The sequence below is a fragment of the Gordonia sp. C13 genome, from assembly GCF_023218005.1.
GTDB classification, from domain to species: domain Bacteria; phylum Actinomycetota; class Actinomycetes; order Mycobacteriales; family Mycobacteriaceae; genus Gordonia; species Gordonia namibiensis.
The window spans coordinates 129797-144695 of the sequence record NZ_JALPSY010000001.1 but is presented as its reverse complement, the minus strand read 5'-3'; the positions used below and the strand labels follow the sequence as shown (position 1 = coordinate 144695).

The following is a 14899-nucleotide window of genomic DNA, read 5'->3' as shown; positions in this document are numbered from 1 at the left end:
TGGAACACGTGGCCGACCCGACTACCTACCGTCCTGCTCACGGAACCATCCCGACCGATCCCGGGGTGTACAAGTTCCGTGACGAGCACGGTCGCGTCATCTACGTGGGCAAGGCCAAGAACCTCCGGTCGCGTCTGACCTCGTACTTCGCCGACATCGCCTCGCTGCACCCGCGCACCCGCCAGATGGTGACGACGGCGGCGTCGGTCGAGTGGACCGTCGTGGGCACCGAGGTCGAGGCGCTTCAGCTCGAATACAACTGGATCAAGGAGTTCGATCCGCGGTTCAACGTCCGCTACCGCGACGACAAGAGCTATCCGATGCTCGCCGTGACCCTCAACGAGGAATACCCGCGGCTGTTCGTCTACCGCGGGCCGCGCCGCCGCGGCGTGCGTTACTTCGGTCCGTACGCACATGCCTGGGCGATCCGCGAGACCGTCGACCTGCTGACGCGGGTGTTCCCGGCGCGCACCTGTTCGGCGGGCGTGTTCAAACGGCATCGCCAGATCGACCGCCCGTGCCTGCTCGGCTACATCGACAAGTGCTCCGCCCCCTGCATCGGCCGCGTCGACGCCGAGGAGCACCGTGAGATCGTCGAGGACTTCTGCGACTTCCTGGCCGGCCGCACCGACCTGCTGATCCGCAAGCTCGAACGCGATATGACCGCTGCGGCCGAAGATCTCGACTTCGAACGCGCAGCCCGCCTGCGCGACGACATCGGCGCCCTCCGACGCGCCATGGAGAAGCAGGCCGTGGTCCTCGGCGACGGCACCACCGCCGACGTCGTGGCAATCGCCGGCGACGAACTCGAGGTGTCGGTACAGGTCTTCCACGTGCGCGACGGACGCGTCCGCGGTCAGCGTGGCTGGGTCGTCGAACGCAGCGACAACGGCACCGACGGCGATGTCATCGGCGAGTTCATCACCCAGTTCTACGGTGCGCAGGTCGATTTCGACGCCACCGTCGACGTCGGCGAGAACCGCGCACACGGCGAGTCCGTTCCGCGCGAGGTCCTGGTCCCCGAATTGCCCGCCAACGCAGCCGAACTCGAGGAGTGGCTGTGCGGACTGCGGGGGAGCAGGGTCAAACTGCGCGTCCCGCAGCGCGGCGACAAGAAGGCGCTGTTCGAGACCGTCGCCCGCAACGCAGGCGAAGCGCTCACCCAGCACAAGCTCCGACGCGCCGGTGACCTCACCACCCGCTCGGCAGCCCTCACCGAGCTGCAGGAGAACCTGATGCTCGATCAGGCGCCGCTGCGTATCGAGTGTGTGGACATCTCGCACGTTCAGGGCACCGACGTCGTCGCCTCTCTCGTCGTCTTCGAGGACGGGCTGCCGCGCAAGTCCGACTACCGGCACTACGCGATCCGTCATGCCGCCGGCGACGGCCACTCCGACGACGTCGCGTCGATCGCCGAGGTGACCCGCCGCCGATTCCTCCGGCACCGTGCCGACCGCGATGCGCCGCCGCCCGAGTCGGGGGAGGTCGACGCCGTGCCCGAGACCCCTGCGCAGCCAAGGAAATTCGCGTACCCGCCCAACCTGTTCGTCGTCGACGGCGGTGCACCGCAGGTGCATGCGGCCGCGGCGGTCCTCGATGAGCTCGGCGTCACCGACGTCGCGGTCATCGGACTCGCCAAACGACTCGAGGAGGTGTGGGTGCCCGGCGAGGACGACCCGATGATCCTGCCGCGCAGCAGCCAGGCGCTGTTCCTGTTGCAGCGCGTTCGCGACGAGGCGCACCGGTTCGCCATCACCTTCCACCGCAGCAAGCGCAGCAAGCGGATGACCGCCTCGGCGCTCGACGGCATCCCGGGTCTCGGGAAGACACGACGCACCGCGCTGGTGACCCACTTCGGGTCGGTTGCGCGTCTGCGTGAGGCATCCTTGGAGGAGATCGCCCAGGTCCCGGGGATCGGACTGACCACCGCACGTGCGGTGCAGAGCGCGCTCGGCGGTGACACCGTCGTCGAGGCGGTGCCCGAGTCCGAACCGGTGGAGTCCGAGGCGGTGCCGGTGGAGACGGTGGTGTCCGACGCGGTGAACGAGGCAGAGATGACGGTGGTGACCGGTGACGCGGGACGAGGTGTCGATGAGTGAGCAGGCCGAGGCCGAACACGACCAGCAGCTGAACGGAGGGGTCCGGAACGGCGAGGTGCCCGACGGGCTCACCGTCTTGTTCGTCACCGGCATGTCCGGTGCAGGCCGATCCACGGCGGCCAACGTGCTCGAGGACGACGGCTGGTACGTCGCGGACAACGTTCCGCCGTCGCTGATCTCGACGATGGTCGGGATGGTGCGGGAGAACGACCCGACGATCACCCGGCTGGCAATGGTGTTGCGCGCCTCCCACCCCAACCTCGCGCATGAACTCGAACAGCTGCGGGACAGCCTCGAGGAGTCGGGGATTCGTACCCGGCTGCTCTACCTCGACGCGAGCGAGGAGGCGCTGGTGCGCCGCTTCGAGCAGGTGCGTCGCCGACACCCCCTGCAGGGCAAGGAAACCCTCATCGAGGGGATCGCCCGTGAACGCGCGATCCTGGCGCCGATCAAGAACGTCGCCGACCTGGTCGTGGAGACCTCGGCGCTGACCGCGGCCAAGCTCCGCTCCGTGGTGGAGGGGGTGTCCCCGGGCGACACCGAACCGCGGCTGAGCATCGCGGTGCAGTCCTTCGGATTCAAGTACGGTTTGCCCATCGACTCCGATCTCGTCGCCGACGTGCGGTTCCTGCCCAACCCGCACTGGATCGACGAACTGCGCGACCACAACGGGCAGGAGGCGCCGGTCCGTGACTACGTCCTCGGCCAGCCCGACGCAGGTGACTTCCTCGACCTCTACACCGGCCTGGTGTCCATCGTCGGTCGCGGATACCTGCGAGAAGGCAAGCGGTACATGACGATCAGCGTCGGCTGCACCGGTGGCAAACACCGCAGCGTCGCCATCTCCGAGGAACTCGCCCGACGACTCCGCAAGACCGTCGACGACTCCGGCGTGGCCTCCTACGACGTGCGCGTGATGCACCGCGATCTGGGGCGCGAATGACCCAGAAGATCGTCGCACTCGGCGGCGGCCACGGCCTGTACGCGACGCTGACCGCCATGCGCTACCTCAGCACCGACATCACCGCGGTGGTGACGGTCGCCGACGACGGCGGGTCGTCGGGCCGACTCCGTGCCGAACTCGGGCTCATCCCGCCGGGGGACCTGCGGATGGCGCTGGCCGCGTTGATGTCTGCACCCAAGGCGCTCGAGGACTTCCAGACCGCGGGCGATCCCGACACCCGTCGGCGCCACGAACTGTGGGCCGAAGTGCTGCAGCACCGCTTCGGCGGTCGCGGAGCCCTCGCCGGACACCCCATCGGCAACCTGATGCTGGCGGGCCTCACGGAGGTCCTCGGCGACACGGTGGCCGCGCTGCAGGAGCTCCGGTCGATGTTCGGGATCGTCGGTCAGGTGCTGCCCATGTCAACCGTCCCGCTCGACATCGAGGCCGACGTCTCCGGACTCGAGGCGGACCCTCGCATCAGCCGGGAGATCCGCGGACAGGTGGCGGTCGCCACGACGCCCGGCAAGGTGCGCCGCGTGCGGTTGATCCCCGAGGATCCGCCCGCCTGCGAGAGTGCCGTCGAGGCAATCGAATCCGCCGATCTCGTGATGCTCGGGCCCGGCTCGTGGTTCTCCAGCGTGATCCCGCACGTGCTGGTGCCCGAACAGCTCAAGGCGCTGCAGCGCACCGCCGCCCGCAAGGTGCTGGTGGTCAACCTCGCACCCGAACCGGGGGAGACCCCGGGGTTCTCGGTGGAGCGGCATCTGCACGTCCTGCACGCGCACGCCGACACCTTCCGTGTCGACAACGTCCTGGTCGATGCGTCGTCGGTGCCCGCCGGACGTGAACGAGAGCATCTCGTGCGTGCGGCGGGGCTCTTCGGCGCCGAACTGAACGTCGGCGATGTCGCCGTACCCGGTCGCCGGGTCCATGACCCGGCGAAAGTCGCCGCCGTGGTGAACGAACTGTGCGAAGGTGAATCGAACCGTTACGCTGACCGGGCGGACGCCTGACACAGGCGATGATTCGGCGTTTTCTTCAGGGACGTGTGGGCTGTTGACAGGAGGACAGGAACCGGTGGCGATGACGGCGGCGGTGAAAGACGAGCTGAGTCGCCTGACGGTGACCCAGGTGAGTTGCCGGAGAGCCGAGGTGTCGGCCCTGCTGCGGTTCGCCGGCGGCTTGCACATCGTGGCCGGCCGCGTGGTGGTCGAGGCCGAGGTCGACATGGGCAATGTCGCGCGGCGCCTACGACGCGAGATCCACGACCTGTTCGGCTACGGCTCCGACGTCCACGTCCTGCGCGGCGGCGGACTGCGTAAGTCGGCCCGTTACATCGTGCGCATCACCAAGGACGGCGAGGGCCTCGCCCGGCAGACCGGCCTGCTCGACCTGCGTGGCCGTCCGGTGCGCGGGCTCCCCGCCCAGGTCGTCGGCGGAAGTGTCGCCGACGCCGAAGCCGCCTGGCGCGGTGCGTTTCTCGCACACGGCTCGTTGACCGAACCCGGACGTTCGTCGGCCCTCGAGGTCAGCTGCCCCGGACCGGAGGCCGCGCTTGCCCTCGTCGGAGCGGCCCGTCGCCTCGGTGTGACCGCCAAGGCCCGCGAGGTCCGCGGCGCCGACCGGGTCGTCATCCGCGACGGCGAGGCCATCGGCGCCCTGCTCACCCGGATGGGGGCCCACGACACCCGCCTGGTGTGGGAGGAACGCCGCATGCGCCGTGAGGTGCGTGCGACCGCGAACCGTCTCGCCAACTTCGACGACGCCAACCTGCGACGCTCGGCCCGCGCGGCGGTGGCCGCGGCGGCCCGCGTCGAACGCGCCCTGGAGATCCTCGGTGACGAGGTCCCTGATCATCTCGTCGCGGCCGGACAGCTGCGCATCACCCATCGGCAGGCCTCCCTGGAGGAGCTCGGCCAGCTCGCCGATCCTCCGATGACCAAGGACGCCGTCGCCGGACGCATCCGTCGTCTGCTGTCGATGGCCGACAAGAAAGCTCGCCAGGACGGCATCCCGGACACCGAATCGGCGGTCACCTCAGAGCTGCTCGACGAGGCCTGAGCACTGCGGGGAAGCCAACAGTCGGACCTGCGGTGTGCCGGACCCAACCCGGCCTACTAGGCTGAGGTCGACGTGTGCGGACCGGGGGTCGCCCCTGTGTGCCATCGGTGACCGCTCACGGCGCGGCCAGCAGGGCTTGACCCACAGGCCTGACCATGAATACCGCTAAGGAGCACAACTGTGACTGTTCGGGTAGGCGTCAACGGATTCGGCCGGATCGGCCGCAACTTCTTCCGTGCCGTCGAAGCGCAAAAGGCTTTGGGCACCACTGACATCGAGATCGTCGCGGTCAACGACCTCACCGACAACGCGACTCTCGCGCACCTGCTGAAGTTCGACTCGATCCTCGGCCGTCTGCCCGACGAGGTCAGCCTCGAAGGCGACGACACCATCGTGGTGGGCGACAAGAAGATCAAGGCGCTCGAGGTCAAGGAAGGCCCCGCCTCGATCCCGTGGGGCGATCTGGGCGTCGACGTCGTCGTCGAGTCGACCGGCATCTTCACCGCACGCGCCAAGGCCCAGGGTCACCTGGACGCCGGCGCCAAGAAGGTCATCATCTCGGCCCCCGCGTCGGATGAGGACATCACCATCGTCATGGGCGTCAACGACGACAAGTACGACGGCAGCCAGAACATCATCTCGAACGCCTCGTGCACCACGAACTGCCTCGGCCCGCTGGCCAAGGTCCTCAACGACGAGTTCGGCATCGTCAAGGGCCTCATGACCACGATCCACGCCTACACCCAGGATCAGAACCTGCAGGACGGCCCGCACAAGGACCTGCGTCGCGCCCGCGCCGCCGCCCTGAACATCGTGCCGACCTCGACCGGTGCCGCCAAGGCCATCGGCCTGGTCCTCCCGGAGCTGAAGGGCAAGCTCGACGGCTACGCCCTGCGTGTGCCGATCCCCACCGGCTCGGTCACCGACCTCACCGCGCAGCTGGCCAAGCAGGCCACCGCCGAGGAGATCAACGCCGCGCTCAAGGCCGCTGCCGAGGGTCCGCTCAAGGGCATCCTGAAGTACTACGACGCCCCGATCGTCTCCTCCGACATCGTCACCGACCCGCACAGCTCGCTGTTCGACGCCGGCCTGACCAAGGTCATCGACGATCAGGCCAAGGTCGTGTCCTGGTACGACAACGAGTGGGGCTACTCGAACCGCCTCGTCGACCTCATCGGACTCGTCAGCAAGTCTCTCTAGTCCACTCGTCGTACAACGAAAGAGGAGTCAACGCCTCATGGGTGTTCCCACTCTGAAGAACCTTCTGGAAGAGGGTGTTTCGGGTCGCGGAGTGCTGGTCCGTTCGGATTTCAACGTCCCGCTCGACGGGTCGACGATCACCGATCCGGGTCGCATCCTCGCATCCCTGCCCACCCTCAACGCGCTCATCGACGCCGGTGCCAAGGTGATCATCACCGCGCACCTGGGTCGGCCGAAGGGCGAGCCGGATCCGAAGTTCTCGCTCGCGCCCGTCGCTGCGCGTCTCGGCGAGGAGCTCGGTCGCAACGTGCAGCTCGCCGGTGACGTCGTCGGCACCGACGCGCTCGCCCGCGCCGAGGGTCTCACCGACGGTGACGTCCTGCTCCTGGAGAACATCCGCTTCGACCCGCGGGAGACCTCCAAGGACGACGCCGAGCGCGAGAAGCTCGCCAAGGCCCTCGTCGAACTCGTCGGCGACGACGGCGCGTTCGTGTCGGACGGCTTCGGAGTGGTCCACCGCAAGCAGGCCTCGGTCTACGACGTCGCCAAGCTCCTCCCGCACTACGCGGGAGAGCTGGTGGCGGCCGAGGTCGACGTCCTGTCGAAGCTCACCGAAGACGTGACCCGCCCGTACGCGGTCGTCCTCGGTGGCTCGAAGGTCTCCGACAAGCTCGGGGTCATCGAGGCGTTGGCTCCCAAGGTCGACACGCTCGTCATCGGCGGCGGCATGGCCTTCACCTTCCTGGCCTCACAGGGCCATTCGGTGGGCACCTCGCTGCTGCAGGAAGACCAGATCGAGGTCTGCAAGAGCCTGCTCGAGCGCTTCGGCGACGTCATCCACCTGCCGATCGACGTCGTGGTGGCCGACAAGTTCGCCGCCGACGCTGAGGCGAAGACCGTCGCTGCCGACGCCATTCCGGACGGCTGGATGGGCCTCGACATCGGACCGGAGTCGGTGAAGCGATTCGCCGCGGTCCTCTCGGGCGCCAAGACGATTTTCTGGAACGGTCCGTCGGGCGTCTTCGAGTTCGAGAAGTTCTCGGCCGGCACGCGCGGTGTCGCCGAGGCCATCGCCGGGGCGACCGGCAACGGTGCGTTCACCGTGGTCGGTGGCGGCGACTCGGCCGCCGCAGTGCGGACCCTGGGTCTGCCCGACTCGGACTTCTCGCACATCTCCACCGGAGGTGGCGCGTCGCTGGAGTACCTCGAGGGCAAGGAACTCCCCGGACTGAAGGTGCTGGAGAGCTGAGCCATGGCAACTCGTAAACCGCTCATCGCGGGCAACTGGAAGATGAACCTGAACCACCTCGAGGCCATCGCGCTGGTTCAGAAGATCGCCTTCGCCCTGCCGGCGAAGTACTTCGACAAGGTCGACGTGACGGTCATCCCGCCGTTCACCGACATCCGCAGCGTGCAGACCGTCGTCGACGGCGACAAGCTCCTGCTCACCTACGGTGCGCAGGACCTGTCGCAGCACGACTCGGGCGCCTACACCGGCGAGATCAGCGGTGCCTTCCTCGCGAAGCTCGGCTGCACCTTCGTCGTCGTCGGGCACTCGGAGCGTCGCACCCTGCACGGCGAGACCGACGAGGTCGTGCTGGCCAAGACGAAGGCCGCGCTGCGGCACGAGCTCACCCCGATCGTCTGCATCGGCGAGGGGCTCGAGATCCGCGAGGCCGGCGAGCACGTCGCGTACAACGTCGCGCAGCTCAAGGGTTCGCTGGCGGGCCTCTCGGCCGACGAGATCGCCAAGACCGTCATCGCCTACGAGCCGGTCTGGGCCATCGGCACCGGTCGCGTGGCCAGTGCCGCCGACGCCCAGGAGGTCTGCAAGGCGATCCGCGAAACCCTCGCGGAGATCGCCGACGCGGAGACCGCGGCCTCGGTCCGCATCCTCTACGGCGGCTCGGTGAACGCCAAGAACGTCGGCGACATCGTCGGCCAGACCGACGTCGACGGAGCTCTCGTCGGGGGCGCGTCGCTGAAATCCGACGAGTTCGCGACGCTGTCGGCGATCGCCGCGGGTGGCCCCTTGCCCTGACGGGTCGCACCCACGCGTACACTGTGGCAGGTTGGTGTCGATTTGCGTCGGCACCACCTGCCACAGCTGTTTCTCCAGGTGTTTACGGAAGGGCGTTTCGACTCGTGACTGTGCAAGGTGCACTCGACATCGGATTGATCGTGACCAGCGTGCTGCTGATCGTGCTCGTCCTGCTGCACCGCGGCAAGGGTGGCGGTCTGTCGTCCCTGTTCGGCGGCGGTGTCCAGTCCAGCCTGTCGGGTTCGAGCGTCGTCGAACGCAACCTCGACCGGCTGACCATCTTCGTCGGCCTCATCTGGGTGATCTTCATCGTCGGCGTGGGCGTCGACATCAAACTTTCCTGAGCTGATTTCTGCTCTCGACCTCGGGCGACGCGTCTGACGCGTCGCCCGTCGCTTTCCCCGGGATGCCGGATACCCCTGATCTCGGGATACTTGAGGGTATGAGTGAAACCGCCCCCGCACAGGGAGCCCCGGCATCGCGTCCGTCCATCTCGATCGTCGACCACATCGTCGTCGACGACGAGGGCCGTGCACTCACCGAACCATTACGCGAGGACATCCGACTGCTCGGCGGCATCCTCGGCGAGGTCGTCGCCGAGCACTCCGGCACCGAGGTCTTCGATCTCGTCGAATCGGCTCGGGTGGCCGCATTCGGCGTGCGTCGCAACGAGATCGATCGCGGCGAACTCGCGGACATGTTCGTCGATCTCGACGTGGCCACCGCGGTGCCCGTCATCCGCGCCTTCAGCCATTTCGCGCTGCTGGCCAACCTGGCCGAGGACATCCACCGCGAACGTCGCCGTGCCATTCACGTGCGGGCCGGTGACCCGCCGCAGAAGTCCAGCCTGGCCGCGACCTACCGTCAGCTCGCCGACGCCGGACTCGCCGACGAGGAGGTCGGCAAGGCGCTCGCCGACGCCAACGTCGTGCCGGTCATCACCGCCCACCCGACCGAGACGCGGCGTCGCACGGTGTTCGAGGCGCAGAACCGCATCACCGAGCTGATGCGCTTCCGCGGCCGCACCGAACTGACCCCCGACGAGGACGCCGAGGTCACCGAGGCGATCCGCCGCCAGATCCTCACGCTGTGGCAGACCGCGCTCATCCGCCTCGAACGACTCACCATCCAGGACGAGATCCGTTCCGGTCTGCGCTATTACGATGCCTCGTTCTTCGACGTGGTGCCGGCGATCAACACCTCGGTGCGTGCCGCACTGCGGTCGGCGTACCCGGAGGCGGGTCTCGCCGACGAGCCGATGATCCGCATGGGGTCCTGGATCGGCGGCGACCGGGACGGCAACCCGTTCGTGACCGCCGAGGTCGTCACCCTGGCCACCACGCTGGCCGCCGCGACCGCGGTCGGGCACCATCTCGCCGAACTCGAGAACCTCGCGCAGGAACTGAGCATGTCGGCGCGACTGATCACCGGCACCGAGCCGCTGCTGGAACTCGCCGGTGCCGATGCCGACGACCCGGGCGTCGACGAACCATTCCGGCTCGCGTTGCGGCACATCCGATCCCGTCTCGCGGCGACGGCGCGGGGGATGTTCGACGACGACTTCCTCTCCTCGAGCGACCTCTTCCTCGTCGACGGCAAGCCACCCTACGACGACGCATCGGAACTGCTCGCCGACCTGGACGTCATCGACGCCGCGCTGCGGGTCAACAACGACGCCACCATCGCCGACGATCGCCTCCTGTCGCTTCGGGAGTCGGTGCGTACGTTCGGTTTCCATCTGTCCGGTCTCGACATGCGGCAGAACTCCGACATGCACGAGGAGGTCGTCGCCGAACTCCTGGCCTGGGCGGGGGTCCACGCCGACTACGCCTCGCTGGGGGAGGACGAGCGGGTCGAGATCCTGTCCGCCGAGCTACAGCGGCGCCGGCCCCTCACCAGTCCCGACGCGGAACTCAGCGAGCTGGCGACCAAGGAACTCGGGATCGTGCGTGCGGCGGCGAAGGCGGTCGCGACGTTCGGTCCGGAAGCGGTGCCCAACTACATCATCAGCATGTGCACCTCGGTGAGTGACATGCTCGAGGCCTTGATCCTGCTGAAGGAGGCCGGTCTCTACGACCCCGGTGCCGCGGGGGAGAACACGCCGCGCTCCACTGTCCGGGTCGTGCCGCTGTTCGAGACGATCGAGGACCTGCAGCAGGGCGCCACCACGTTGCTCGCCGTGCTCGACGTGCCGTTCTACCGGGCGCTCGTGGAGTCCCAGAACGGCATGCAGGAGATCATGCTCGGCTACTCCGACTCCAACAAGGACGGCGGCTACATGGCCGCCAACTGGGCGCTGTACCGCGCCGAGCTCGACCTCGTCGAGGCGGCGTCGAAGTCGGGAATCCGGTTGCGGCTCTTCCACGGTCGCGGTGGCACCGTCGGCCGCGGCGGCGGGCCCAGCTACGACGCGATCCTCGCGCAGCCGCCGGGCGCGGTGCGGGGATCGCTGCGCATCACCGAACAGGGCGAGATCATCGCCGCCAAGTACGCCGAACCGGTGACTGCACGCCGCAACCTGGAGACGCTGCTGGCCGCGACCATCGAGTCGTCGCTGCTCGACGTCGAGGGTCTCGGCGACGAATCGGAGTCGGCCTACGAGATCATGGACGACATCGCCGCCAAGGCGCGCGCGGCGTACAGCCGCCTCGTGCACGAGACACCGGGATTCGTCGAGTACTTCACCACGTCGACGCCGCTGTCGGAGATCGGCGCCCTCAACATCGGCAGCCGCCCGGCGTCGCGCAAGCAGACCGAGAAGATCTCGGATCTCCGCGCGATCCCATGGGTGCTGTCGTGGACACAGTCACGAGTGATGCTCCCGGGCTGGTATGGCACCGGGTCCGCATTCGAGGAATGGGTCGGCGACGATCCCACCCGTCTCGAGGCTTTGCAGCGCTACTACGAGAAGTGGCCGTTCTTCCGCACAGTCATGTCGAACATGGCGCAGGTGCTGGCGAAGTCCGACATGGGTCTCGCCGAACGCTACGCACAGCTGGTTCCCGACGAGGAACTACGCGACAAGGTGTTCGGCATGATCGTCGACGAACACGAGCGCACGATCGCCATGTGCGCGAAGATCACCGGCACCGACGACCTGCTGCACGACAACGCGGCCCTGAAACGCTCTGTCTACAACCGCTTCCCGTACCTCGAGCCGCTCAACCTGCTGCAGGTGGAACTGCTGCGCCGATTCCGTGCGGGGGAGGACACCCCGTTGGTGCGGCGCGGTATCCAGCTCACCATGAACGGCCTGGCGACGGCACTGCGCAACTCGGGCTAGACCGCGCAGTGCTGGTGCGCGGCGTTGCCCTCGACGCCCGGTGAGATGTGGTCGTGCAGGCGGATCGAGTGATCGTAGAACTCGTCCTCCATCGGCAGATACGAGATCGGTTCTTCCTCCGCGACGTGGTCGAGGCGATCGATCAGCGACCGCTCCACCGAACCGACCGTTTGCTGGTCGACGTCGTCGGCCTCGGTGATGAGGTGCGGTCGGAGCGGCTGCATGCCGGTGTACCAGAGGGTTCCATGCAGGGTCGGCCACAGCACGTCGTCGATGTGGCCGCTTATCCCGCGGGGCCCGAGGCTCGCGTGCCGGTCCCCGGCGGTCACGACGACGAGCGCCCGCTTCCCGATGAGTCCGCCGCGACCGTACTTGAGGAACCGTCCGGTCTCGGGGTCGGGGACGTCGTAGGCGAACCCGCTCTCAAAGACCCGGTCGAACCAGCCCTTGAGGATGGCAGGCACGCCGTACCACCACAGAGGGAACTGCAGGATCACCAGATCGGCATCGGCGAGTTTCCGTTGCTCGGCGCGGACATCGGCCGATCCGTCGTCGGTGACGAGGAGCGGATCCCATCTCATCCGGTAGAGGTCGGATTCGACGACGCGCCAACCTTTTTCGCGTAACGCCGCGATACCGACATTCCGCAGATGGCTACTCAGGGAGGACTGATCGGGGTGGGCGAGCACCCACAGTGCATTGCCGCGCATGTGGCGTGCAACACGATGCCTCCCCGAATGATTCCTCAGCCGTAGTGGCAGACGTAGCTGACGGCGTCGGTGACCTCGATGTCGAACGAGGAATCGCCGGGTACCGAGAACGAGTCGCCCGCGCCGTAAGTGGTCCAGTGCTCGCTGCCGGCGAGCCGCACCCGGCAGGCACCGCTGTGCAGTTCCATGATCTCGGGTGCGCCGGTACCGAAATTCAGCGTCGCGGGCAGGATCACGCCGGCCGACTTGCGGGTGCCGTCAGCGAGATGGAACGTGTGGCTCACGCACTTGCCGTCGAAGTAGACGTTGGCGGCCGGGTCGAGGGTCACGTTCGCGTAGGTCGAGGTCTCGGTCACGAGCACTGAGCCTAGCGAGCCGGCCACCGGATGATCGCGGGAGGTCCGTGGTCAGGAGCGGCAGGCCGGGTCGTAGAACCTCGGTCCGCGAGGCGTCCCGATCGATGGCGACCTCAGTTCACACGTGCGATGACATCGAGTCCGACGCCGTCGGCCGCCGCGAGGTGAACTCGGTGCCGGGCACTTCCGTCTCGCATATCCACCGGTCCGTGCGGTGAGTCCCAGCCCCATGACTCGAGTACCCGTCGAGCGTCATCGACACTCGGCATGCCGTCGCGGGCCATCCCGGCGAGCACTTTCAGCCCAGAATAGGTGGTTTCGGCCATCGTCCCCGGCGGTGGTGCTGCGCCGACTCCGATGGGACCGGTCCCATGGATAAGGTCGAAAGCGCGTGTGAATCCGGTGGTGAAATCCGTTGCCGACGCCGAGCCCAGGCCGGCGAACCATCCCGCGGAGATGTACAGATCGCCGGTGGCCTCGGCGCCACTGGCGAGGACCACGGTTTCGTCGGTGAACGGACTGAATCGGGCGACGGAGACGTCAAGCTGATGCCGCGCGAACGCGCGGTTGAAGCGGACGGCGTCGGACCCGACGAGGAGCGAGAGAACGCCGTCCGGTTCGGCTCGGGCCACGGCAGTACACGTCGCATCCCACTGTGAGTCGTCCTCGGTACCGAGCGGCAGATAGCATTCGGCAACAACGCCGACATCGCTGCCCTCCAACCCTTTCCGTGTAGCTACCGCCGTGCCTCGGGGCCAGATGTAGTCGTTGCCGACGATGTACCAGCGCTTCAGAGCGCGCTCTCGCCGAAACCACTGCAAGGAGGCGAGGATCTGGTCGATCGGGACCTCACCGCTGCACACCACGCCATCACTGTTCTCGCCGCCCTCGTATGCGGCGGCGTACACGTAGGGAATCGAGCCACGCACCACACGGGCGATGGCCTGTCGGGTGTTCGACAGGTGCCATCCGGATATCGCGTCGATGGCGCCGTCGTGCAGGAGCAACCCCACGTCGCGTGCAACCTGTGCCGGCGGTCGTCCAGCGTCGAGATGAACGAATTCGACTGCCCGTCCGCCGATTCCGCCCGTCGCCTCGATCTCGGTTGCCGCCAGTTCGGCGGCGGCCAGACATTGCGGCCCGAAGATCCCGGCCGGCCCTGTTCGAGGGAGGACGAGTGCAACTCGGCAAGAAGTATCGGTTCGAGTTCGTCGGTCACCGGCCCCGCGAACAAGTGGCGATGAGTTGGTATGTTGCAGGTTGTGCACGCCGTCGGAGTCGAGCGCGGGCGACAACGCGAAAGGGGACCAATCATGACCGAAGTCCTCGCCGCCCTTTCTCTCTTGCGTCAGGCTGCGTTCGTTTCCGCCCGTCTCGACGCATCGCTTCGCGAACACGGACTGACGGCCGACCGGTGGCGAGCCCTGGCCGCCGTCGAGGCCAACCCCGGGTCGTCGATGGCCGACCTCATCGATGCCCTGGTGATCCCGCCGACCTCGGCGACTCGTGCGATCGATTCCCTGGTCGAAAGCGGAGCCGTGTACCGGAGCCCGGCGCCCGATGACCGTCGTCGGGTGACGCTTCAGATCTCTGCTCAAGGTGCCCTGCTCCTACGGGAGGTCGAACCGATCATCTCCCTGGTGTACGAGGAGTCGGCTGTGTCGTCGGTTCGCGGGTCGCAAGGATGAAACCCGCTCGTTTGTCACTCTGACACCGCTCGACCCTGCACGAGGTTTCTGCTGTGTAACGCCTTTCGTGAATGGTACGAGGTCTGTTGCACCGGCGTTAACAGTTCCGGAATCGCAACATCCACCGCCGTTCTGGCATTGACACCCTAGCGGCGCTGAGTAGTGTCCTCATTACTCCCAAATGGGAGTAATGAGGCCGATGGAGGGTTCAGTGACCGTTTACGACTACCGGTGCCCCGCCCACGGTGACTTCGAACAGCGGTTTCCGATGGGGGAGGCTCCGGCTGCGGCGCGCTGTGGCACCTGCGGCGGGAAGGCGTCCCGCGTCTACGGGCCGACGGCGGTGTTGTCACACGATCCATTGGCAACGAAATTGCTTGCCCTGCAGCAGTCTTCCGCGGAGAGTCCGTCCGTTGTCACCCGGTCGCGTACCGCGGCAGGTCGCCGCGCGCCCACGCAGGATCCGCGCTGGCGGCAGCTGCCACGGCCCTGACAGGTCGATTCTCGACTACCCA

At 67.4% G+C, this 14899-nt stretch carries 14 protein-coding genes; 11 read left to right on the top strand and 3 right to left on the bottom strand.

What is annotated here, in order from left to right; genetic code table 11:
- Positions 1-8: 8 nt before the first annotated feature.
- The 9 genes from uvrC to ppc all read left to right on the top strand — a co-directional run bounded on the left by uvrC (position 9) and on the right by ppc (position 11630).
- The gene (gene uvrC / locus M1L58_RS00655; RefSeq protein ID WP_248657475.1) at positions 9-2099 is read left to right on the top strand and encodes an excinuclease ABC subunit UvrC; all 2091 of its coding nucleotides are present in this window, start codon (positions 9-11) and stop codon (positions 2097-2099) included.
- Positions 2092-3042 (top strand): RNase adapter RapZ, encoded by a 951-nt coding sequence (gene rapZ, locus M1L58_RS00650; RefSeq protein ID WP_227026311.1) that lies wholly within the window; start codon positions 2092-2094, stop codon positions 3040-3042. The genes uvrC and rapZ overlap by 8 nt, the downstream gene beginning before the upstream one ends.
- Positions 3039-4058 carry a gluconeogenesis factor YvcK family protein gene (locus M1L58_RS00645; RefSeq protein WP_006866308.1) on the top strand — a complete coding sequence of 340 codons (1020 nt, stop codon included), beginning with the start codon at positions 3039-3041 and terminating at the stop codon, positions 4056-4058. Before rapZ ends, M1L58_RS00645 begins: the two co-directional genes overlap by 4 nt.
- Before the next feature lie 70 nt (positions 4059-4128).
- Positions 4129-5106 (top strand): DNA-binding protein WhiA, encoded by a 978-nt coding sequence (gene whiA / locus M1L58_RS00640; RefSeq protein WP_174310871.1) that lies wholly within the window; start codon positions 4129-4131, stop codon positions 5104-5106.
- A gap of 180 nt (positions 5107-5286) precedes the next feature.
- The gene (gene gap, locus M1L58_RS00635; protein WP_248657473.1) at positions 5287-6306 is read left to right on the top strand and encodes a type I glyceraldehyde-3-phosphate dehydrogenase; all 1020 of its coding nucleotides are present in this window, start codon (positions 5287-5289) and stop codon (positions 6304-6306) included.
- A 37-nt stretch (positions 6307-6343) separates the two neighbouring features.
- The gene (locus tag M1L58_RS00630; RefSeq protein WP_248657472.1) at positions 6344-7555 is read left to right on the top strand and encodes a phosphoglycerate kinase; all 1212 of its coding nucleotides are present in this window, start codon (positions 6344-6346) and stop codon (positions 7553-7555) included.
- Positions 7556-7558: 3 nt separating this feature from the next.
- Positions 7559-8347 carry a triose-phosphate isomerase gene (gene tpiA, locus M1L58_RS00625; RefSeq protein ID WP_006866305.1) on the top strand — a complete coding sequence of 263 codons (789 nt, stop codon included), beginning with the start codon at positions 7559-7561 and terminating at the stop codon, positions 8345-8347.
- A gap of 110 nt (positions 8348-8457) precedes the next feature.
- A complete protein-coding gene (secG, locus tag M1L58_RS00620) occupies positions 8458-8691 on the top strand; it encodes a preprotein translocase subunit SecG (RefSeq protein ID WP_006357231.1) in 234 nt (77 codons plus the stop codon).
- Positions 8692-8789: 98 nt separating this feature from the next.
- A complete protein-coding gene (gene ppc / locus M1L58_RS00615; RefSeq protein WP_248657471.1) occupies positions 8790-11630 on the top strand; it encodes a phosphoenolpyruvate carboxylase in 2841 nt (946 codons plus the stop codon).
- On the opposite strand, the gene M1L58_RS00610 is transcribed toward ppc, so the two are convergent.
- The 3 genes from M1L58_RS00610 to M1L58_RS00600 all read right to left on the bottom strand — a co-directional run bounded on the left by M1L58_RS00610 (position 11627) and on the right by M1L58_RS00600 (position 13964).
- Positions 11627-12340, bottom strand: coding sequence for an NAD(P)H-dependent oxidoreductase (locus M1L58_RS00610; protein ID WP_248657470.1), 714 nt, complete (start codon positions 12338-12340; stop codon positions 11627-11629). The genes ppc and M1L58_RS00610 overlap by 4 nt on opposite strands.
- A gap of 35 nt (positions 12341-12375) precedes the next feature.
- Positions 12376-12702, bottom strand: a complete 327-nt coding sequence (ppnP, locus tag M1L58_RS00605; protein ID WP_248657469.1) for a pyrimidine/purine nucleoside phosphorylase — start codon at positions 12700-12702, stop codon at positions 12376-12378.
- 107 nt (positions 12703-12809) lie between these two features.
- Positions 12810-13964, bottom strand: a complete 1155-nt coding sequence (locus tag M1L58_RS00600; protein ID WP_308221783.1) for a substrate-binding domain-containing protein — start codon at positions 13962-13964, stop codon at positions 12810-12812.
- 45 nt (positions 13965-14009) lie between these two features.
- Here M1L58_RS00600 and M1L58_RS00595 point away from each other — a divergent pair, with 45 nt between their 5' ends.
- Positions 14010-14384: a MarR family winged helix-turn-helix transcriptional regulator gene (locus tag M1L58_RS00595; protein ID WP_248657468.1), complete on the top strand. Its 375-nt coding sequence runs from the start codon at positions 14010-14012 to the stop codon at positions 14382-14384.
- Positions 14385-14565: 181 nt separating this feature from the next.
- Complete coding sequence (locus tag M1L58_RS23565) at positions 14566-14877, top strand: zinc ribbon domain-containing protein (protein ID WP_083876390.1); 312 nt, start codon at positions 14566-14568, stop codon at positions 14875-14877.
- The last annotated feature ends 22 nt before the right edge of the window (positions 14878-14899 follow it).

Bases quoted from the DNA above. Each gene is read 5' to 3' on its own strand.
- M1L58_RS00630 (WP_248657472.1), top strand. From the start codon at position 6,344: ATGGGTGTTCCCACTCTGAAGAACCTTCTGGAAGAGGGTGTTTCGGGT.
- tpiA (WP_006866305.1), top strand. From the start codon at position 7,559: ATGGCAACTCGTAAACCGCTCATCGCGGGCAACTGGAAGATGAACCTG.
- rapZ (WP_227026311.1), top strand. From the start codon at position 2,092: ATGAGTGAGCAGGCCGAGGCCGAACACGACCAGCAGCTGAACGGAGGG.
- M1L58_RS23565 (WP_083876390.1), top strand. From the start codon at position 14,566: ATGGGAGTAATGAGGCCGATGGAGGGTTCAGTGACCGTTTACGACTAC.
- whiA (WP_174310871.1), top strand. From the start codon at position 4,129: ATGACGGCGGCGGTGAAAGACGAGCTGAGTCGCCTGACGGTGACCCAG.
- M1L58_RS00610 (WP_248657470.1), bottom strand. From the start codon at position 12,340: ATGCGCGGCAATGCACTGTGGGTGCTCGCCCACCCCGATCAGTCCTCC.
- M1L58_RS00645 (WP_006866308.1), top strand. From the start codon at position 3,039: ATGACCCAGAAGATCGTCGCACTCGGCGGCGGCCACGGCCTGTACGCG.
- M1L58_RS00595 (WP_248657468.1), top strand. From the start codon at position 14,010: ATGACCGAAGTCCTCGCCGCCCTTTCTCTCTTGCGTCAGGCTGCGTTC.
- ppc (WP_248657471.1), top strand. From the start codon at position 8,790: ATGAGTGAAACCGCCCCCGCACAGGGAGCCCCGGCATCGCGTCCGTCC.